20 protein-coding genes, 1 other RNA gene and 1 pseudogene are annotated in these 19,919 nt (G+C 44.7%); 16 read left to right on the top strand and 6 right to left on the bottom strand.

The window, feature by feature from the left end:
* The first annotated feature begins 12 nt into the window (after window positions 1–12).
* From E5329_RS12820 to E5329_RS12785, 8 genes are all read left to right on the top strand, one after another.
* Complete coding sequence (locus E5329_RS12820; protein WP_135989917.1) at window positions 13–813, top strand: tRNA (adenine(22)-N(1))-methyltransferase; 801 nt, start codon at window positions 13–15, stop codon at window positions 811–813.
* 24 nt (window positions 814–837) lie between these two features.
* Window positions 838–1,620 carry a Nif3-like dinuclear metal center hexameric protein gene (locus E5329_RS12815; RefSeq protein WP_135989916.1) on the top strand — a complete coding sequence of 261 codons (783 nt, stop codon included), beginning with the start codon at window positions 838–840 and terminating at the stop codon, window positions 1,618–1,620.
* Window positions 1,621–1,712: 92 nt separating this feature from the next.
* On the top strand, window positions 1,713–3,377 hold the full coding sequence (locus E5329_RS12810; RefSeq protein WP_135989915.1) for a nucleoside kinase: 1,665 nt from the start codon (window positions 1,713–1,715) through the stop codon (window positions 3,375–3,377).
* Between the two features lie 76 nt (window positions 3,378–3,453).
* Window positions 3,454–3,802, top strand: an RNA gene (gene rnpB, locus E5329_RS12805) — RNase P RNA component class A.
* Between the two features lie 220 nt (window positions 3,803–4,022).
* Window positions 4,023–4,418, top strand: coding sequence for a hypothetical protein (locus E5329_RS12800; RefSeq protein WP_135989914.1), 396 nt, complete (start codon window positions 4,023–4,025; stop codon window positions 4,416–4,418).
* 127 nt (window positions 4,419–4,545) lie between these two features.
* The gene (locus E5329_RS12795) at window positions 4,546–5,178 is read left to right on the top strand and encodes a TetR/AcrR family transcriptional regulator (protein ID WP_135989913.1); all 633 of its coding nucleotides are present in this window, start codon (window positions 4,546–4,548) and stop codon (window positions 5,176–5,178) included.
* Window positions 5,179–5,311: 133 nt separating this feature from the next.
* Entirely contained in the window at window positions 5,312–6,268 is a 957-nt protein-coding gene (locus tag E5329_RS12790) for an ATP-binding cassette domain-containing protein (protein WP_275443237.1), read from the top strand.
* Window positions 6,252–7,034, top strand: coding sequence for an ABC transporter permease (locus E5329_RS12785; protein WP_135989911.1), 783 nt, complete (start codon window positions 6,252–6,254; stop codon window positions 7,032–7,034). Before E5329_RS12790 ends, E5329_RS12785 begins: the two co-directional genes overlap by 17 nt.
* A 139-nt stretch (window positions 7,035–7,173) precedes the next feature.
* On the opposite strand, the gene E5329_RS12780 is transcribed toward E5329_RS12785, so the two are convergent.
* The 3 genes from E5329_RS12780 to E5329_RS12770 form a co-directional block, all read right to left on the bottom strand.
* Complete coding sequence (locus E5329_RS12780) at window positions 7,174–7,614, bottom strand: aspartate carbamoyltransferase regulatory subunit (protein ID WP_135989910.1); 441 nt, start codon at window positions 7,612–7,614, stop codon at window positions 7,174–7,176.
* Window positions 7,608–8,528, bottom strand: coding sequence for an aspartate carbamoyltransferase (pyrB, locus tag E5329_RS12775; protein WP_135989909.1), 921 nt, complete (start codon window positions 8,526–8,528; stop codon window positions 7,608–7,610). Before pyrB ends, E5329_RS12780 begins: the two co-directional genes overlap by 7 nt.
* A gap of 153 nt (window positions 8,529–8,681) precedes the next feature.
* Window positions 8,682–9,092 (bottom strand): putative ABC transporter permease, encoded by a 411-nt coding sequence (locus tag E5329_RS12770; RefSeq protein ID WP_135989908.1) that lies wholly within the window; start codon window positions 9,090–9,092, stop codon window positions 8,682–8,684.
* Between the two features lie 238 nt (window positions 9,093–9,330).
* Here E5329_RS12770 and E5329_RS12765 point away from each other — a divergent pair, with 238 nt between their 5' ends.
* Entirely contained in the window at window positions 9,331–9,966 is a 636-nt protein-coding gene (locus E5329_RS12765; protein ID WP_135989907.1) for a hypothetical protein, read from the top strand.
* A 151-nt stretch (window positions 9,967–10,117) separates the two neighbouring features.
* On the opposite strand, the gene larC is transcribed toward E5329_RS12765, so the two are convergent.
* Both larC and larB read right to left on the bottom strand, forming a co-directional pair.
* Window positions 10,118–11,503, bottom strand: coding sequence for a nickel pincer cofactor biosynthesis protein LarC (gene larC / locus E5329_RS12760; RefSeq protein WP_135989906.1), 1,386 nt, complete (start codon window positions 11,501–11,503; stop codon window positions 10,118–10,120).
* Window positions 11,500–12,261: a nickel pincer cofactor biosynthesis protein LarB gene (larB, locus tag E5329_RS12755; protein ID WP_135989905.1), complete on the bottom strand. Its 762-nt coding sequence runs from the start codon at window positions 12,259–12,261 to the stop codon at window positions 11,500–11,502. Before larB ends, larC begins: the two co-directional genes overlap by 4 nt.
* 482 nt (window positions 12,262–12,743) lie before the next feature.
* Between larB and E5329_RS12750 the strand changes: the two genes are divergently transcribed.
* Together E5329_RS12750 and E5329_RS12745 are read left to right on the top strand one after the other, a co-directional pair.
* Entirely contained in the window at window positions 12,744–12,971 is a 228-nt protein-coding gene (locus E5329_RS12750; RefSeq protein ID WP_135989904.1) for an HPr family phosphocarrier protein, read from the top strand.
* A 182-nt stretch (window positions 12,972–13,153) separates the two neighbouring features.
* Entirely contained in the window at window positions 13,154–15,502 is a 2,349-nt protein-coding gene (locus tag E5329_RS12745) for an ATP-dependent DNA helicase (RefSeq protein ID WP_135989903.1), read from the top strand.
* A gap of 74 nt (window positions 15,503–15,576) precedes the next feature.
* On the opposite strand, the gene E5329_RS12740 is transcribed toward E5329_RS12745, so the two are convergent.
* On the bottom strand, window positions 15,577–15,993 hold the full coding sequence (locus E5329_RS12740; RefSeq protein WP_168356612.1) for an ATP-binding cassette domain-containing protein: 417 nt from the start codon (window positions 15,991–15,993) through the stop codon (window positions 15,577–15,579).
* 247 nt (window positions 15,994–16,240) lie between these two features.
* On the opposite strand from E5329_RS12740, the pseudogene E5329_RS32830 reads away from it, so the two are divergent.
* The 5 genes and pseudogenes from E5329_RS32830 to recQ form a co-directional block, all read left to right on the top strand.
* Window positions 16,241–16,609, top strand: a pseudogene (locus E5329_RS32830) (IS110 family transposase); the annotation flags it as partial.
* Between the two features lie 68 nt (window positions 16,610–16,677).
* Complete coding sequence (locus tag E5329_RS32565; protein ID WP_408634655.1) at window positions 16,678–16,866, top strand: DNA cytosine methyltransferase; 189 nt, start codon at window positions 16,678–16,680, stop codon at window positions 16,864–16,866.
* Between the two features lie 294 nt (window positions 16,867–17,160).
* Complete coding sequence (locus E5329_RS12725; RefSeq protein WP_135989901.1) at window positions 17,161–17,388, top strand: hypothetical protein; 228 nt, start codon at window positions 17,161–17,163, stop codon at window positions 17,386–17,388.
* A 70-nt stretch (window positions 17,389–17,458) separates the two neighbouring features.
* Window positions 17,459–17,659, top strand: a complete 201-nt coding sequence (locus tag E5329_RS12720; RefSeq protein WP_135989900.1) for a hypothetical protein — start codon at window positions 17,459–17,461, stop codon at window positions 17,657–17,659.
* The gene (recQ, locus tag E5329_RS12715) at window positions 17,652–19,916 is read left to right on the top strand and encodes a DNA helicase RecQ (protein ID WP_135989899.1); all 2,265 of its coding nucleotides are present in this window, start codon (window positions 17,652–17,654) and stop codon (window positions 19,914–19,916) included. The genes E5329_RS12720 and recQ overlap by 8 nt, the downstream gene beginning before the upstream one ends.
* Window positions 19,917–19,919 lie beyond the last annotated feature (3 nt).

Genomic DNA, 19,919 nt, shown 5'->3' with positions numbered 1-19,919 from the left:
CAGTTTTTGTATATGTTACAGTTATCAAAAAGGCTGCAGTCGGTAGCGGATCTTGTGGGGGAATGCAGTACGATAGCGGACGTGGGAACAGACCACGGATACATACCTGTCTATCTGGTGGCCGGAGGGAAAGCAAAGAAAGCCATTGCCATGGATATCAATGCAGGGCCTTTGAGCCGGGCAGAAACACACATTCTGCAATATGGGCTGAGAAAAGAAATAGAAACCAGATTATCTGACGGATGCCGGGCATTAAAGCCGAAGGAGGCGGATGTCATTGTCATTGCAGGCATGGGCGGAGCTTTGATGCGGCGAATTCTGATGCAGGGAGAAGAAATCGCAAGGGCAGCGAAAAAGTTGGTTTTGCAGCCCCAGTCTGAAGTGGCGGCTTTTCGGGAATTTCTTTTTACAGAGGGATATCAGATTACTGAGGAAGATATGGTGCTGGAAGAGGACAAATATTATCCTGTGATTGCAGCAAAGTCTGTAAAAAAGAAAACGGACGTTTCAGATACAGAAGAAACAAATACTGCTGTGGCTGGACGGGATGCAAAAGCATGTTGGAAGGAATGGAACAGAGAGGATGCTGCAGAAAGCAGGGTTGCCTGTAAGTTCGGTCCGCTGCTGTTAGAGCGCCGCCATCCTGTGTTAAAACAGTATCTGCTCCGTCAGCAGAATCAAAAACAGAAGATTCTGAAGAATCTGCAAAAAAACGCCAGACAGGATGTAACCAGGCGGACAGAAGAGCTGCTGGAGGAACTGAAGGATATCGAAAGGGCCTTGACGTATTATGACCCTGATATCTTATGTTAAACAAAAAGAAAGGGGGGCAGTCATATGAATTGCCGGGAACTCATAGATATATTGCAGGAGCAGTCGCCGGAGCGTTATGCCTGCAGCTGGGATAATGTGGGATTGCTGGTGGGAGATTATGGAAAAGAAGTAAAGACGGTCTATATCGCACTGGACGCCACAGATGAAGCCATACAGGAGGCCATAGAGGCAAAGGCGGATTTGCTGCTGACCCATCACCCCATGATATTTCGCGGTCTGAAGCAGGTGAATTCAGAGGATTTTATCGGCCGGAGGGTAATTGCCCTGATCAAAAATGATATTTCCTGCTATGCCATGCATACAAATTTTGATGTAAAAGGCATGGCAGATCTTGGAGCAGAACGAATGGAGCTTCAGGATTGTAAAATATTGGATGTTACCTGTTGGATGGAACAGGAGCAGGCAGGAATTGGAAAAGTTGGGGAGCTTCCCTGTGAAATGACGGTGGCGGACTGTGCCGGAAAAGTGAAAGAAGCTTTTGGCATAGAGCTGGTAAAAATTTTTGGCAGGCCGGATAAAAGGATCAAACGGGCAGCTATTTGCCCCGGTTCTGGAAAAAGTGTGATCGGAAAGGCGATTGATGCGGGAGCCCAGGTGCTGATTACCGGGGATATAGACCATCATGACGGCATTGACGGAGCGGCTCGAGGACTTGCAATTATAGATGCAGGGCATTATGGAGTGGAAAAAATGTTTATCCCCTATATGAAAGAATATTTAAATGCCCGCACATCGGGAATGCAGATTATTGCTCAGCCTGTTCGGCAGCCTTTTGTGTATCAGTAAGGAGAATGGCAGTTTTGCTTCTATAAGAAAAGTGCGTATGCCGGAAAAAGGCAGCTCTTTGTGTATCAACAGTAAAGAAGAAGGGAAAGAATATGGAAGAAACTATATACAGCATTAAAATAAACGGGGAGGAGAAAAAATATTTAAAAGGCACGCCTTATCAGGAAATTGCAGCAGAATACCAGCCGCAGTATGAAGACGTTATTGTGCTGGTGCTGTTCAATAACCGATTGCGTGAACTGAGACGGAGAGTGAAAGGGGAGGGAGAACTGGTCTTTGTAACAGTCAGAGATAAGGCAGGCAGAAAGGCATACCGCAGAAGCGTAACCTTTTTGATGCAGCGTGCTGTACATAATTTAGCCAAAGACGACGGAAAGCAGGTTACCGTAAAAGTGGCCCATTCCATCAGCCAGGGGTATTACTGCAAATTAAATGGAGATACTCCAAATCCAGAATATCTTTCCAGACTGAAAGCAGAAATGATGCGCATGGCAGAGGAAAATATTCCTATTCAGAAAAAAAGCATTTCTACGGATGATGCGGTGGAGTTGTTTCGGAATTCCGGCATGCATGATAAGGAGCGTTTGTTTTCCTATCGGAGAAGCTCGAAAGTGAATATTTACAGCATCGGCCATTATACTGATTATTTTTATGGATATATGGCGCCAAGTACCGGATATCTGAAATATTTTGAGCTGGAACCCTACGAAGATGGTTTTGTGGTGATGTTTCCGGATAAAAATACAAGAGTGCCTGCAGAGTTTACCCCTTCCCATAAATTGTTCCATGTACTGAGGGAATCGGCGGAATGGGGCGAAACAATGCAAATCGGAACCATAGGCGCCTTGAATGATGCGGTGGCCCAGGGCAGAATCCGGGACGTGATTCTTGTGGCAGAGGCATTGATGGAACGTAAAATCGGAACTCTGGCAGAGCAGATTGCATCCCAGCCGGATAAGAAGTTCGTCATGATTGCAGGGCCTTCTTCTTCCGGAAAGACCACATTTTCCCACCGGCTGTCCATTCAGATGATGGCTCAGGGATTAAAGCCCCATCCCATTGCCCTGGATGATTATTATGTAAACCGGGTGGATACGCCTAAGGATGAAAATGGAAATTATAATTTTGAATGCTTAGAGGCATTGGATATTGAACTTTTTAACCATGATATGTCGGCTCTTTTGAAAGGGGAGCGGGTGGAGCTTCCCACCTATAATTTCCGCACTGGAAAGAGGGAGTACAAAGGAATTGTCAAACAGCTTGGCAAAAATGATATTCTGGTGTTAGAAGGAATCCATGGGTTGAATGGCAAATTGTCCTATTCACTCCCGGAGTCCAGCAAACTGAAAATTTACATCAGTGCGTTAACACAGTTAAGTATAGACGAACACAATAATCTGCCCACCACAGACGGAAGAATGATACGGAGAATGGTCAGGGACGCCAGAAACAGAAATATTTCTGCCAAAGAAACCATTGCTATGTGGGATTCTGTGCGGCGGGGAGAAGAACAGTATATTTTTCCATTCCAGGACGAAGCGGATGTTATGTTCAATTCCGCTTTGATTTATGAGCTTGCAGTGCTGAAACAATATGCGGAGCCGCTGCTGTTTCAGATTGATAAAAATTGTCCGGAATATACGGAAGCCAAGCGTCTATTGAAATTCCTGGATTACTTTCTTCCGGTGCCCAGTGAGGATATTGAGAAGAATTCGATTTTAAGAGAGTTTATCGGGGGAAGCTGTTTTAATGTCTGACAGAATATAAGTTTTTGTTGAAAAAATATTCTGTGTATTGTATGATAAATATGTACTGTATTGCAGTTATATCAATCAAGTAGGGCAGATAATCGCGCCTGCAGGCGTCGAAAGACCGCAGGTGAGGAAAGTCCGGGCTTCACAGGGCAGGATGCCGGTTAACGGCCGGTGGAGGCAACTCTAAGGACAGTGCAACAGAAATGAACCGCTATTAGCAATAATAGTAAGGGTGGAAGGGCAGTGTAAGAGACTACCGCCCGGCTGGCAACAGCCGGGGCACATGTAAACCCCATCCGAAGCAAGACCGATTCGAAGCGTTGACGCGGCCCGCCAGCTTCAGGTAGGTCGCAGGATCTGACTGGCAACAGTCAGGCTAGACAGATGATTATCCAGGACATAACCCGGCTTACAGCCCTGCTTATAATCCCCGCAGCTTGCTGCGGGGATTTTCAGTAAGAAGCAGTAATACACCAAAATAAACCTGCTAAAATTTGGGAATAAACAAAATATAAAATATTCTTAAAAGAAAATAACTCCGTTGACTTCCTGTATATTCTGCGCTACCATAGACTGTAACAAGTCACTGTTTCGGAAACATATTTCGAAACATGGAAGGAAAATCACAGAATACAGGAGTTGATAGGAATGAAACAGAAGATGCAGCGTTTTATGGCAGGAAGGTACGGCGCAGACCAGTTAGGACAGATATATCTTGGGGCTTCCATGGTACTGCTGCTCATTTCTCTTTTTTCCCGCTGGAATATTTTTTATGTGCTGGCATTGGGGCTGATGAGTTATGAATATTACCGGATGCTGTCCAGACAGGTGGAAAAGCGGTATCAGGAGAATCAGAAGTTTTTAAATTGGCGCTACCAGCTAGCGGTGAAGAAGAACCGGAGAAAGGAACATTTCAAGCAGAGGAAGATTTATCATTTCTATAAGTGCCCCTCCTGTAAGCAGAAGGTGCGGGTTCCGAAAGGAAAAGGGAAGATCTGCATTACCTGCCCGAAATGCAAGACTGAATTTATCAAAAAGAGTTAAGAACCTTGATGTCAGACAGTGACAGGGATGGAATGACGCTTTACAGAGGCAGAAGAGCATTGACAGAAAAACAATTACATGCTATGATACAAACATACCATATGAATGTATGTAGGAGGTTCTTAAGATGGCAAGGAATAAATATCCCGAGGTCACCGTTGATAAAATATTGGAGGCGTCACAGCGGTTATTTCTGGAAAAAGGCTATGACAACACAACGATTCAGGATATTGTGGATGAGTTAGGAGGCTTGACAAAAGGAGCAATTTATCATCATTTTAAATCCAAAGAGGAAATTATGGACGCTTTGGGGGATAAAATGTTTTTTAGCGACAATCCCTTTGAGAAAGTGAAACGGCGGAAGGATTTGAACGGACTTGAGAAAATGAAAATGGCAATCCTGCTGAATCAGTCTGAAGAAATGAAGATAAAACTGACAGAGCAGGCAATGCCGCTGCTTAAAAATCCTCGTGTTCTGGCGGGAATGATTGAATCAAACCGCCGGATGCTGTGCCCTTACTGGCAGGAACTTATTGAGGAAGGGCAGAAGGACGGTTCCATAAAGACACAATATGCCAAAGAACTGGCGGAATTTTTAGTTCTGACAGATATCTGGCTGATTCCATCTGTTTTTCCTGGTGATAAAGAGGAAATACAAAGGCGGTTTCGGTGCATCAAAGAAATGCTTGAGAAAATGGGACTGCCCCTTTTGGATGATGAAATCGAGAACAGTGTAAGCAGATTGCCTTATTTTGAATAAGAAAAATAGAATTGCCTTATGACAGGCAATTTTATTAAGGTCATATACATACATTTGGTCGGTATTTAAAATTCAGAGAGGATATCAATGAAACAGGAAATCCTGCACACAGATATCAAATGGAGGTATGAACATGGAAGAGTTAAAGACAGCAATTTCCGTATCCGGTTTGAGGAAATGTTTCCAGGATAAGGAAGTGCTCAAGGGCATTGATTTCTCGGTTTCCAGCGGAACGATTTATGCTTTGCTGGGCTCTAACGGCGCAGGGAAAACAACGGCCGTCCGAATCCTAACCACGCTTTTGAAAGCAGACAGCGGGAAGGTTGAAATTGCAGGATATGATGTGGGAAAACACCCCCGGAAAGTTCATGAAATTATCAGTCTGACCGGGCAGTTTTCAGCGGTGGACAGTGTTTTGACGGGAAAAGAAAATCTAATTATGATGGGAGAGCTTCACCATCTATCTTCCCCTGAAAAGAAAGCTTGCGAATTACTGAAATATTTTGGGCTGTCAGAGGATGCTGACAAATCGGTATCTGTGTTTTCCGGCGGTATGAAACGGAAACTGGATATTGCCATGAGCCTGGTTGGGAATCCGAAAGTGATTTTTTTAGACGAACCCACCACAGGACTGGACCCTCAGAGCCGGTATAGTATGTGGAATATGATTCGAGACCTGAATCATTCCGGAGTGACCGTTTTTTTAACTACTCAATATCTGGAAGAAGCGGAGCAATTGGCCGATATCATTGCTATTTTGGATCAGGGAAGCATCATCGCAGAGGGAACTCCTGAAGAATTAAAGGCGTATCTTCCTCAGGGGGTCATAAAATTGTCATTTCAGGATGCCGAAAATCTGGAACGGGCAAAGAATCTTTTAAAAACTTACAGAATGTCCATGGAATCAGAGAAGCGTGAATTATTGGTATTTACGGACGGAAAAGCAGATACGCTGGCAGAAATTTTTTACAGACTTTATAAAAATAAAGTAAGTATTCAGGACTTTGCAAGATTGACGCCGGATTTGGAAGACGTGTTTCTGGCAATGATTCAGGAAAAAGGAGGTGAATCAAATGGAAGCTTATGTTAGAAGATGGAAGGATACGGCTGTGATGGCAAAGCGCTGTTTACTGTGCTCCAGAAGAAATCCTGATACATTGCTGACCAGCATTATGCTTCCAGCCTTAATGATGATTTTGTTTGTGTCCCTGTTTGGAAGTCTTATCCATATAGAAGGAGTTTCTTATGTAAATTATATTGTGCCGGGGGTTTTACTGCAGTGTATCGGTCAATGTTCCTCCGTAACTGCCGTCATGATAAATAAGGATATGACAAGCGGCATTGTGAACAGGTTTTGCACATTGCCCATCAAACAGTCGTCCATTTTAAACGGACACATTCTGGAAGCCTTCTTGAGAAGCGGCCTTACCTCTTTTGTAGTGCTGTTGGTGGCGCTGCTGCTGGGAGTTCGCCCATCCCTTGAAATCTTTGATTTGGGCGTGCTGTTTCTCCTGCTGTCTGTCAGCATTCTGGCCTTTTCCTATGGGGCTGCCATGGTTGGAATTGCGGCCAACAGCGCTGAAGGGGCCAGCGCATGTTCCGCTCTTATGGTCATATTGCCTTATTTAAGCTCAGGATTTGCGCCGGCAGAAACGCTGCCTCCGGTTATGAGAGTTTTTGCAGAATATCAGCCTATGACGCCAGTGATTGATACCATGCGGAATGCGCTGGCAGGAAAGCCTTTAGAAGTTTCCGGATTTATCGTTTCTCTTCTTTGGTGCGTTGGATTGTCCGCAGTATTTTATATGATATCAGCGGCATTATTTAAAAGGAAAAAGGAGGGCAAGAAATGTTAGCAGTGCAGACTGAGAATCTTTGTAAATCATTTGCCGGAAAGGGGGTTGCTAAATCATAAAAAGCCCTGTTGATTCAGGCAATAAAAAGGGGGCTTATGCCCCTTTTTACTGTTCCGTTCAGAGATTTGAAGTATAATAATTATTGTAATTTTTTATGACCTTTGTACTTTTCCTCGCAGTATTTGCAGCGGTAGGTAGCGGTTTTTGGATCAGTCAGCAGGAAAATCTGATCCAGCTCTTGTTCAATGGAAGTGATGCAGCGGGGATTCTTGCAGCGCACAATGTTTTTCACTTCTTTGGGGAGATGAAGCTCCCGTTTTTCTACAATTGTTTCCCCTTTGATGATATTCACCGTGATGTTGTGATCGATAAAACCCAACACATCCAGATCCAGAGTGTCGATGTCGCATTCTACCTTCAGAATATCTTTCTTTCCCATTTTGTTGCTGCGGGCGTTTTTGATAATGGCAACGCAGCAGTCCAGCTGATCCAGCTTTAAATCGTGATAGATGGACAGGCTGGTGCCTGCCTGAATATGGTCTAAGACAAAGCCTTCCGTAATTAATCCTACATTTAACATACTTCCACCTCCAGTAATGTGAGAATCAGCGCCATACGCACATAGACGCCGTATTGTGCCTGCTTGAAGTAAGCAGCTCTTGGGTCGTCATCCACGTCTACAGATATTTCGTTTACCCTTGGAAGGGGATGCATCACAATCATATCCTCTTTGGCAAGGGTCATTTTCTTCCGATCCAGAATATAGAAATCTTTCATTCTCACATAATCATCCTCGTTGAAGAAACGTTCCCGCTGTACCCTGGTCATGTACAGGATGTCCAAATCTCCCATAGCGTCTTCTAAACGCTCTACTTCACGAAAAGAGATATAATTTTTCACCAGCACGTCTTCCCGGATATAGCTTGGTACCCGAAGCTCTTCTGGGGAGATCAGGACAAATTTGATATGAGGATAACGGATTAAAGCATGAATCAGGGAATGGACGGTACGTCCGAATTTCAGATCGCCGCAGAGACCGATGGTAAGATTATCGAGCCGTCCCTTCAGGGAACGAATGGTAAGCAAATCGGTTAAGGTCTGGGTAGGATGCTGATGTCCGCCGTCTCCGGCATTGATGACAGGAATTGTAGATCTCTGGGATGCTACCAGGGGAGCACCCTCTTTGGGATGGCGCATTGCGCATATATCTGCATAACAGGAAATCACGCGGATGGTATCGGAAACACTTTCTCCTTTGGATGCGGAACTGCTGTCTGCACTGGAAAATCCAAGGACGCTTCCGCCAAGGTTTAACATAGCGGCTTCAAAGCTGAGCCTTGTCCGGGTACTGGGTTCGTAGAAACAAGTTGCAAGCTTTTTCCCCTCGCATGCTTTGGCATATTTATGAGGATTTTTTTCAATATCGTTTGCCAGTGTAAGCAGCTTGTCCAGTTCTTCCACAGACAAATCAAGCGGACTCATTAAATGTTGCATATTTTTCCTCCTGAAATTTAATAGTTTGGATCATGGGTTTTGATTATCATATAACAGAAGGGGGCAAATTTCAAGATAAAGTTTCATCAATCGCAAGAGGATAATTGGATTTTATTTTGACAGTGGAAGAGGAAGGGAGGCAAAAGAGTAGATTCAGTAAGATTTCTTCTCTTGTTTTGCCGGGGACTTTGTCAGCAGTTTTTCAAAAATAAGTCCGGCGATCATCCAAAGCGGGGCATAGTCTAAGCGGATTACCCCTTTTATATTTGCTGGAGAGCTGCTGTAATCCCAGGGGCACATCTGATACTTTTTCAGGATGCTGCCGCTTACATATTCCCCTAGAAAAATAAAACAGGAATAAAAAAATGCCCGAATCAAAGCAGGCAGACGTTTCATCAGATGGCAGAAAGGCTTGAAAAAAGCAGCCATGCCGTAGATGGGAAACATCCAGAGGGAGGTTTTTCCCATAAGCTGCAGTTCGCGTCTGCGGAAGGAATCGAAAGCGGTAAAAAGTATTTCGAGGCACCATCCGGTAAATCCGCAAAGAAGAAAATTTTTTTTCATTCCAGTCTCCTTTTGCTGTCTGTTGTCTCTGCCGAGGGCAGAATATACGGGGTTCATTTAGAAAGATTCCTCCTGCGGCACAAATTGTCCCGGCGGAAGCAAAGTTTTCACTGATAGTATGCCAGATCTTTGTCGTTTTATTCAAATTGAAGAAAATTTTCTGGAAAAAAAGATTGACGGGACAGGCAAAAGAGATTACTATAATACTGTAGCTAAATTTACGAAAAGGAGTAATGTTATGAAGAGAATGAGAAAAGTAGCCTTACTGCTGGTTGCAGTTTTGGCAGCAGCAATGTTAGGAGGATGCGGCAGTTCTTTTGACGCCAGCGGTTATGTAAAAGCTTTGTTGGACAATTCTTACAAGGGTGATTCTACAGAATTTGTAGAGCAGAAGGTTGGCACGAAGGAAGAAGCTGAGAAGCTGTATGTGGAAGGGATTGACACAGAAATGTCAACCATGACAACCGGCATACAGATTTCTGAAGATTTAGAAGCAGAATTCAGACAGGTAGTAGAAGATGTGTACAAGAGTGTGAAGTATACGGTTGGAGATGCAACAAAGAAAGATGACGTTTACGAAGTAGAAGTAAAATGTCAGAAGATGGATATTTTTGCACCTACCATGGAGAGTTTTTATGCAGCAGTAGAAGCTTATGACGGAGATACTTCCGATGAAGATGCATTAAATGAACAGATTGTTATTATGCTGAGAGATGCATTCAAGGACGCATTGGCAAATGTATCTTATGAGGATGAGCAGAGCGTTATCGTTCGTGTGGAATTGAAGGATAAGGTTTGGACTCCCAATGAAGAAGATATTGTGAAATTGCAGGAAAGCTTGTTTGATACAGAAGCAGCATCCACATTGCCGTAAGGAACAAATGTTTGGATTGGCCAGTCTTTTGACGGGCTGCATAGATATCCATACGAAGCAGGTACTACATAAAGAGCCTTTATCATTGCGATAAAGGCTCTTTTTCTCACAGGATTTATAGGATAGGAAAAGACTGTGCTGTTATGAAGTTTCATCCCTGCATATGGCGGCAGGCTTCCAGAACAGCTTCCTGCACTTTGGCAAAAGGCACTTTACACTGCCTTGCGGCGGCAGCCACATCTTCATATTCCGGTTTATATTTGTGGATGCCGTAACCAGTACTGATTTTCACCGTGATTTCTCCATAGGGGGTGCGGACTTTCCGAAACTGTGCATCCAGTGTTCTCCGGTAGCAGGGCTGGATGCGGATTCCCCGGGTGGTGGTATGGGTCAGAATCAGTCTGCTGAAACGGCTTTCTTCCTCTAAGTTGCACAGGCAGGTGAGAAGAAGGCCGGGGCGGTTTTTCTTCATATGAATGGAAGTGGTAAAGACGTCTAATGCGCCTGCTTCCATCAGAAGGTTTACCGCATAGGAAATGGCTTCCGGCGTCATGTCATCCAGATTGCAGGAAAGCTCCAGAATCTGTTCCAGGCTGTGGAATTGTTCTGTGTAGAAATCGGGATGCGTCTCTTCCTCTGTGATCCGGGTAAGAGGTCTTTCGGAATAGGAGTCCGGAAGCTGTCTGGGTGAGGGAACCGGCAAAATGCTCATGCTGCCCTGAAAAGCCCGCAGACAGTTGGCGGAGGAGAAATCTTTGGTTCCCATGCCGTAGCCTGTTTTCTCCACAGCCATCGGGGGCATAGGGGTAAACTGGCTGATGAAATGCTTGAGCAATGCAGCTCCGGTGGGGGTGCAGAGTTCTCCTTCTATGGTTCCGCCGTATATGGGAACGTCTTTTAAGATTTCTGCTGTGGCGGGAGCGGGAACCGGGAGAATTCCATGGGCGCAGCGGACGCTGCCGCTTCCCACATGAATCGGGGATGCAAGAATTTGTTCTGGATTCAGGAGTTCCAGAAGTGTGCAGCATCCTACCACATCCATCAATGCATCCAAGGTTCCCACTTCATGGAAGTGGATCTGGGAGATGTCTGTGTGGTGGGCAGAGCTTTCCGCTTCGCCGATCAGGGTATAGACTGCTTTTGCATGCTCTTTGACATAGACGGAAACCGGAAGGCTGTCAATTTGAGCAAGCATTTCCGGATAGCTTGTATGGAGTGGGTGGCGGTGCTCATGAGGATGTCCCTCTAAGCCATCTGCATGATGCCCATGGGAATGTTCCTCCGGGTGAGAATGTCTTTCTTCATTTTCCGGAGAAGCGGATGCGTTAGTCTGCCCTAAGATTACAACATTCATTTTAGTTCCCCAGATCCCGCATTTTTCGGAAGGAACCGCGTTTATCATGATTTTGCCGGGGAACAGGCCGTTCATGGTTTCCAGAAACTGTTTTTGCTCCGGTTCCGTTAGAAGCTCGTAGAGGGCGCCCATCAGCATATCGCCGGCTGCGCCCATGTTGCATTCAATAAATAATGTTTTCATGATTCATTACCTCCTATATGATTAATCATGCTGGCAAGATAGCCGGCACCAAATCCATTATCAATATTCACTACGCTGACTCCGCTGGCGCAGGAATTCAGCATGGAAAGCAATGCGGACAATCCCTGAAAATTAGCTCCGTACCCGATACTGGTGGGAACGGCAATCACCGGGCAGTCGCTTAAGCCTCCGATGACGCTGGCAAGAGCCCCTTCCATACCTGCAACCGCCACAATCACCGTTGCCTTGGAAATGCTGTCCACATGGGAAAGGAGCCTGTGAATGCCCGCAACTCCCACATCATAGAGACGCGTCACCCGGTTGCCCAGTACTTCCGCAGTGAGGGCGGCTTCTTCAGCAACAGGAATGTCGCTGGTGCCGCCTGTGGCAACCAGAATTGTTCCAGAGGCGGTGATGCATTCTTTGCGGTTTACAATTCCTGTGCGGGAAAGTTTATCATAAGTAAGAGGAAAACGCTGGGACAGATAAGAGGCAGATTCCTCAGACAGCCGGGTAATCAGAATATTTTCCGGGCAGTGGGACAAAAGAGAATGGATGATGCCTTCCATCTGTTCCGCAGTCTTTCCAGCGCCGTAGATGACCTCCGGAGCGCCTTGACGTATCTTTCTGTGATGGTCAATTTTGGCATAGCCCAGATCTTCGAAAGGGCTGATTTTTAATTTTTCATAAGCAGTATGGATGTCAAGAGCGCCTTCCTGTACCTGCTGTAAAATGGATAACATGTGTTTTGATTCCATGGCAGCCTCCTTTTTGACCTTCTACTTTCATGGAGTTCTGAATAGTTACGAATTATTATAGAATTTTATCGTAAAATAGTCAAGAAAGCATTCAGAAATGCAAAAAAATATTATTACAGTTTAGTTTTCTGGATATTGGGAACAATTTAATAGGAAAGCATTGGGAAATGGTGGTTATGTGCAAAACATAGATTTTTTTAAAATATGGAAACTTTCACAAATTTTTACAAAAAATCGGTAAAAAGATAGAAAAGTGAACAATTAAGAGAATAGGACTATAGGAAAGAAGTACTTGAAATTAGTGGAATTTGGGAAAAAAGAAGTTTGTTTTGTATAAAAAATATGGTTGTTTTTCGTGTTTTTTACTAAGAGAGAAGGAAAAAAGAAGAGTTGACAAAATAGGAAAAAGGTGGCATAATTTGCCACAAGTTCAGATGAGAACTTAACTGTAGTCCAAATGTATAGAAAGGATGGTATCAATTATGAATGAAAAGATTATTAGATTAGCAGATGTTGAAGAAGTATGTGATTTTGTTCGTGCTGCTGGCATGTGTGATTTCGATATAGATATTTCAGACCAGCGCATGGTAATTGACGCCAAGTCTATTTTGGGAGTGATGGGACTGGGTATCAGAAAAGAACTGACCGTAAAATACGGCGGCGAGGATCTTTCCTTTGAAAATGTATTAAATAAATATGCTGTAGCGTAAATTGGAACAACGGAATAGACAAAAGTCAGAAAAAGATGCATAATAAGTTATGCATCTTTTTTTGTGTAGACGATCGGATGCGCACCCCTGCGGATGGAAAATGTCATTGCGTGACCGCACCTGGCAGGGCGGTCAGAGAAAACTTTTCTGACCAGACAATAAATGAAGGGAAATGGCACAGCATGGAACAGATAAAAATTTCCGTGAGAAATCTCGTGGAATTTATTATGCGCTCCGGTGATATTGATAACCGGCATGGGCGGGCAGCTCAAAAGGAGGCCATGCAGGAGGGCAGCAAAATACACAGGAAAATTCAGAGAAGGATGGGGGCCTCCTATCAGTCGGAGGTTCCGTTGAAAATAGAATTAAAGCGGCAGCGGTACCTTATGATCATTGAAGGCAGGGCAGACGGGCTTATTGTGGAAGAAGAACAGGTGACTGTGGATGAAATCAAAGGAATTTACCAAGATGTGAATATTATGGAACGGCCGGCGGGGGTACATTTAGCTCAGGCAAAATGTTATGCCTATATTGCGGCGCGACAGCAGCAGCTATCGGAAATTTCGGTACAGATGACTTACTGTAATTTGGACACGGAAGAAATCCGAAGATTCCGGGAAACGTATTCTTTTTTGGAGCTGCAGCAGTGGTTTGAAGAATTGATTGCGGCTTATGAGAAATGGGCTGATTTTCAGTATGAGGCAAAGCTGGAACGGAATGCTTCCATTGCGGGGCTGGAGTTTCCTTTTCCTTACCGAAAGGGTCAGCGGGAGCTGGCAGGAGATGTGTACCGCACCATTAACCGGAAGAAAATTCTGTTTATTCAGGCGCCAACAGGAACTGGAAAAACCATCACCACCGTGTTTCCGGCAGTGAAGGCGGTGGGGGAGGAGCTGGCGGATAAGATTTTTTATTTGACCGCTAAGACCATTACCCGCACAGTGGCGAAGGAAGCCTTTGATATATTGCGAAGCAAAGGGTATCAGGGGCGCGTGCTTACCATTACAGCTAAGGAGAAGCTCTGTTTTTGTCAGGAAATGGACTGTAATCCTGTGCACTGTATGTATGCAAAAGGCCATTACGATCGGGTCAATGATGCAGTGTTTGATCTGCTTTTGAAAGAACGTGATATCACAAGGGAGGTTCTGCTGACCCAGGCAGAACAGTTTCAGGTCTGTCCCTTTGAAATGTGTCTGGATGCTTCCCTTTGGGTGGATGTGATTATCTGCGATTACAATTATGTGTTCGATCCGAATGTGTACCTGAAACGTTTCTTTTCCGAGGGAGTAAAAGGGGAATATCTGTTTCTGGTGGACGAAGCCCACAATTTGGTGGATCGGGCAAGAGAGATGTACAGTGCAGTTCTGTATAAAGAAGACTTTCTGCGTTTTAAAAAGGCAATGCAGTCACACAGCCGTAAATGTGTCCAGGCGCTGGAACGGTGCAATAAGCGGCTGTTGGAGCTGAAACGCCAGTGTGCAAATTACCAGGTGTTAGACAGTATCGGCGATCTGGTATTTTCTCTGATGCAGCTTGGAGCCGCCCTGGAAGAATTTTTTCAGACGGAAAATAATTTTCCGGAGAAAAAAGAGCTGCAGGAATTCTACCTGGAAGTGCGGCATTTTCTGAATATGTATGACCGGGCGGATGAAAATTATGTGACCTATACGGAACAGGAAAAGGACAAAAGGTTTAAGCTGAAGCTGTTTTGCGTTAATCCTGCAGCTAATTTGCAGGAATGCCTGGAGAAAGGCAGAAGCGCCGTTTTTTTCTCCGCTACACTGCTGCCCATACAATATTATAAGAAGCTGCTCAGCACCAGGGAAGAAAATTATGCCGTGTACGCCAGTACGGTTTTTGAGAATGAACAGCGGCTTCTGGCGGTGGGAACAGATGTAAGCAGTAAATACGCCAGACGCACCAAACGGGAATTTCAACGGATTGCCGCCTATATTTATGAGACGGCAAAGGGAAAGACGGGGAATTATATGGTGTTTTTTCCTTCTTATAAGATGATGAATCAGGTGTGGGAGGAATTTCTGGAACAAGAGGGAATTTTAGAAGAAATGGACTGTATCTGTCAGGAAAGCGGTATGACGGAACAAGAACGTGAGGAATTTCTGGAGAATTTTTCAGAAAATCGAAAGAAAACCCTTATTGGGTTCTGCGTGATGGGCGGGATTTTTGCAGAAGGTATCGATTTGAAAGGGGACTCCTTGATTGGCGTTCTGATTGTAGGGACGGGACTGCCCCAAATCAGCAATGAGCGGGAAATCCTGAAACAGTTTTATGATGAAACCGAGGGGGCTGGATTTGAGTATGCCTTCCGTTATCCGGGCATGAACAAAGTACTGCAGGCCGCAGGACGGGTCATCCGAACCGGAGAAGACCGAGGCGTGATTCTTTTGCTGGACGAGCGCTTTATAGAAGAAGGCTATCAACGCCTCTTCCCCCGGGAATGGTCAGACTGCCTCCAGATAACCCTCCCCCAAGTAAAAAAAACCATAGAGGAGTTTTGGAATTTACCATGATTTACCATGAGGAGGGACCCGGCTCAAAACCAAGAACTCCCTCAGCATAGCAAGCCGGGAGGAACCCTGATGGTCTATAGTCCTTTCTCAATACAATACAAAGAATAAAAATACCCTTTCCGTTCCATCAGCTCCTCAAACCTTCCAACCTCCTGTACCTTCCCATTTTTCATGATAATAATCTGATCATACTGCTTCAGCAGACTTTGATTCATGCTGTGAAAAACTACGATCCTTGTCAGAACCTTCATTTGCAGAATCTCATTCATAATATGAAAAGAGGTTTCAGAGTCCAGCGCAGCAGAAGCTTCATCCGCAATCAGCACAGAAGTCTCTTTTAGAAAACACCTTGCAATGGAAATCCGCTGCTTTTTTCCGCCGGAAAGTCTGCAGCCCCTTCCCCGCAGAGATAATCGCTGCCTTTGCGCCGGAACAGTTCTTCCAGGCCGGCTTTTTAGTGCCATATAAGTGTAAGAGATAAAGCATATCATTCGTGCTTTACCTTCTGCACTTATTTTTTTATGATAAGGGAGTAATTGGTCTGGCGAGGCGCTTTTTGGATTAACCACATCCGTCATGAAAACTGTCAACCACTCCTTATTATAAGCAGTCGTTTAAGCAGGTTGAAAACCGCAAGGCGCTTTGGTGTAACGAACTAAAATGAGTGGTAATAAGTGTGGATGGGACAATTACAAATTTATTTTGGAGGTTACAGATGATAAGTGTAGGAATTGATGTGTCAAAAGAAATAAGCAGGATGCTGTTACGATCTCTAACTGTGGGATTGACCATTGGTATCGGCTGAAAGAATATGAAGCGGAAGAATACTGGCATTATGACATTATCACGAAGAAATCGGAGGAACAGCTTATAGAGAGCTATCTAAAATGGGCAAAAGAGAAGGGATACCACCAGAGCCAGGATAAAGCTGTCAAGATTTATGCGCTGGCAAAAGAAGGCATCCCCACAGTATCTTCCGATACCCCATCGATCAAAATGCTGGTACAGGAGACAGTGTGGGTGTTACGAGAAGTCGATAACACTCTAATGACTATTCTAACACAGATGCAGGCATTAGCCAAGAGTCTGCCGGAATATCCGGTTGTCACTACGGGCTATCGCCGAACACGTCATGGAGAGCAGCAACTAGAATTGCGCTTCGATGGTATTGCCGGTTGTTTGCGAATGCCGGAAGGTGGAAGCAGCAAGCAGTATTTCGTTGTGAAAAAAATGATGAAATTCATGCTCGCTTATTAATTGTTCGTGAAGCCGCTCGATTAATGGGAGCGCCGGATAGTTTTATTCTTCCCGGTAGCTACAACGATGGTTATAAAGCAATGGGGATGCTGTCGCAATGCCGGTAGCGCAATTCATAGGAGAAAAATTTCTTTTGTTTGCTTTTATTTTTTGTGATAATCTTATTTCCATAAATCAGGCCCCATTTCTTGTTTGTTTGAACAAATATAATATAGCTCTGTCTGGGTTCGGTGAAAAGACCATAATTTTCGAATTAATAAAAAAATATTTTCCAAATCGGAAAATTCTTAAACGCTGGGGAAATATTAAAAAGGCCGAAGGCTTTACAGGTTTCCAAGCTGTGTGGTATATTAATACTTGTAAACGGGAGTTAATACGGAAGGAGAAAGTGTGGGAAAGCCATGGTGAAACTAGCAGGCATTGAAAAAATGCTGACGGAATACGAGGGAAACAGAATGACTGGTATGAATGTGGCAGAGATGTCTGAACTGATATTTGAGTATACCTATGGTTATCCGTTTTTGGTTTCTTATATCTGTAAATTGCTGAATGAAAAAATGTCCATGGGCAAGAGAAGGGCTTCAAGAAGCAGTAAAAATATTGGTCAAAAGGCCCAATACATTGTATGATGATATGATAAAACAAGTGACGGAGTATCCGGAACTTAATATAATGCCGCAGAATATCCTTTTTAGAGGAATGTTATATCCATATCATGAATATAACAAAGTGATTAATATTGGAACGATGCTGGGATTTATTAAAGATAAGGAAGGGGCTGCGGCAGTGTCAAACAGGATCTTTGAGATGCAGCTGTACAGCTATTTTATGCATAAAGCGGCCGCATCGGCGCCTGGGAAAAAGTTTAAAAGGAAGGAAATTCAATACCAGTATGAATAAATTTGACATCTTAAAAAAGTATTTCGGCTACAGTCAGTTCAGAGAGGGACAAGAAACCCTGATAGACGCTGTTTTGTCAGGAAGGGACGCACTGGGCATAATGCCCACCGGCGCAGGCAAATCCCTGTGTTATCAAGTCCCCGCCCTTCTTTTGCCAGGCATTACCATTGTCATTTCACCGCTCATTTCCCTGATGAAGGATCAGGTTCAGACATTGAATCAGGCAGGAATCCATGCTGCATATATCAACAGTTCTTTAACAGAAAATCAAATTGCGAAAGCTCTGCAGCTTGCTGCAAAAGGAACCTATAAAATTATTTACGCAGCGCCGGAGCGTTTGGAAACTTATGTTTTTTTGGAATTTGCAAAACAGGCGGAAATCTCTATGCTTACGGTGGACGAGGCTCACTGCATTTCCCAGTGGGGCCAGGATTTCAGGCCCAGCTACCTGAAAATCGTCCGGTTTTTGCAGCAGTTGGAGCGCCGCCCCATTGTCAGCGCATTTACCGCAACGGCCACGGAGCATGTTCGGGAAGATATTGTCTGCGTTCTCGGGCTGAGACAGCCCGAACTTCTGATTACGGGATTTGACCGCGGGAACCTGTATTTTGCGGTGGAAACGCCTAAACAGAAAGACCGGTTTGTACTGGATTACATAAAAGCGCATCCTGCAGAAAGCGGAATCATTTACTGTTCCACCAGAAAAAATGTGGACGCTCTCTTTGAAAAAATGCAGGATTTGGCAATCCCTTCTGCAAAATACCATGCGGGAATGGGCCAGGAGGAACGCAGACAGAGTCAGGAGGATTTTGTTTATGACAGATGTCCTGTAATGACTGCCACCAATGCATTCGGCATGGGAATTGATAAATCCAATGTCCGCTATGTGATTCACTACAATATGCCCCAGAGCCTGGAAAATTACTATCAGGAGGCGGGCAGGGCCGGCCGTGACGGGGAGACGGCAGAATGCATTCTTCTGTATTCGCCCCAGGATGTGATGATTAATCAGTTCCTGCTGGAGAGTAAAGAGCAGAATCCGGAATTTACCGAGGAAGAGCTTGCGGCCATCCGGGAGAAAGACACCGAACGTTTGCGCATTATGAATTATTACTGTCTGTCTGCAAATTGCCTGCGCGCCTATATTTTAAATTATTTCGGAGAACAGAGCAGAGGAGACTGCCAAAACTGCGGCAATTGCCGAAAAGAATTTGAAGAAACCGATGTGACGGCTCAGGCCGAAAAAATTATTTCCTGCGTGAGAGAGATGCGGGGCAGGTATGGAATTAATGTGGCGGCAGGCACGCTGGCAGGAGCCGACAGGGCGAAGCTTAGGGAATATGGAATGACCTCTTATTCCTCTTACGGAAGCCTGGCGGAATTGGGAGAACAGAGAATTAAGCAGATCATAAACCAGATGTTGATGGAAGGTTATCTGACAGTTACGCCGGATAAATATGCACTGTTAAGGCTGACAGGCAAATCAGATGAAATTGCACAGGGAATGGGAAAGGTTGTGGTAAGAGAGGTAAAAGGGGGATTATCCTCCCTTCCGGAAAAACCTGCTTCTTCTGTCTCCAGGCGCAAATCCGATATTCTGAATTCCAGGGGTCTGGAGTTGTTTGAACGTCTGCGGAGCCTGCGCAGTGAAATTGCCAGACGGGAGGGAATGCCGCCCTATATTATATTTTCCGATAAAACACTGGTAGATATGTGCGTCCGGCTTCCCCTTGCCCGGGAAGAAATGCTGGAAGTAAACGGCGTGGGCGAGCATAAATTTAAAAAGTACGGGGAACCGTTTTTGGAAGAAATCAGAGCATACACTGGAGAAGAGAGAGAAAAACTGTATTTCGGAGAAATGGAGGAAGCCGGCCGTACAGCTGGAACTGGCAAGCAGCCGGCAAATACAGGAAGGAAAAAGAAGAAAGCAGAATTTTTCATCAGCCAAACCCAGGCAAAGCAGTTTCCTTACGCAGATAAATATCTTGCGCCGGAGCTGGCGGTGAAGCTGAATGAACTGAGGGACGCCGATACAGTGAAGAAAACATCAGGAGCTGAAATCATTCGAAGATCCCAGGAGCGAGGATTGTCAGAAGAAAAGCTTGTGGATGGACTGCGCTGCAAGGCAGTCACGGAAAAAGGAAAAGAAGCAGGGTTGTTTCTCGGAACCAGAATCAGCCAGAAAGGGATGGAGTACCAGGACATTTATTATGACAGAAAGGCTCAGGGGATGGTAGTGGAATGGTTTATACAGTAGACC

The sequence above is a fragment of the Petralouisia muris genome (assembly GCF_004793545.1).
Taxonomy (GTDB): Bacteria; Bacillota; Clostridia; order Lachnospirales; family Lachnospiraceae; genus Petralouisia; species Petralouisia muris.
The sequence above is the reverse complement of the archived record's forward strand: the minus strand, read 5'-3'. Positions and strand labels throughout refer to the sequence as shown.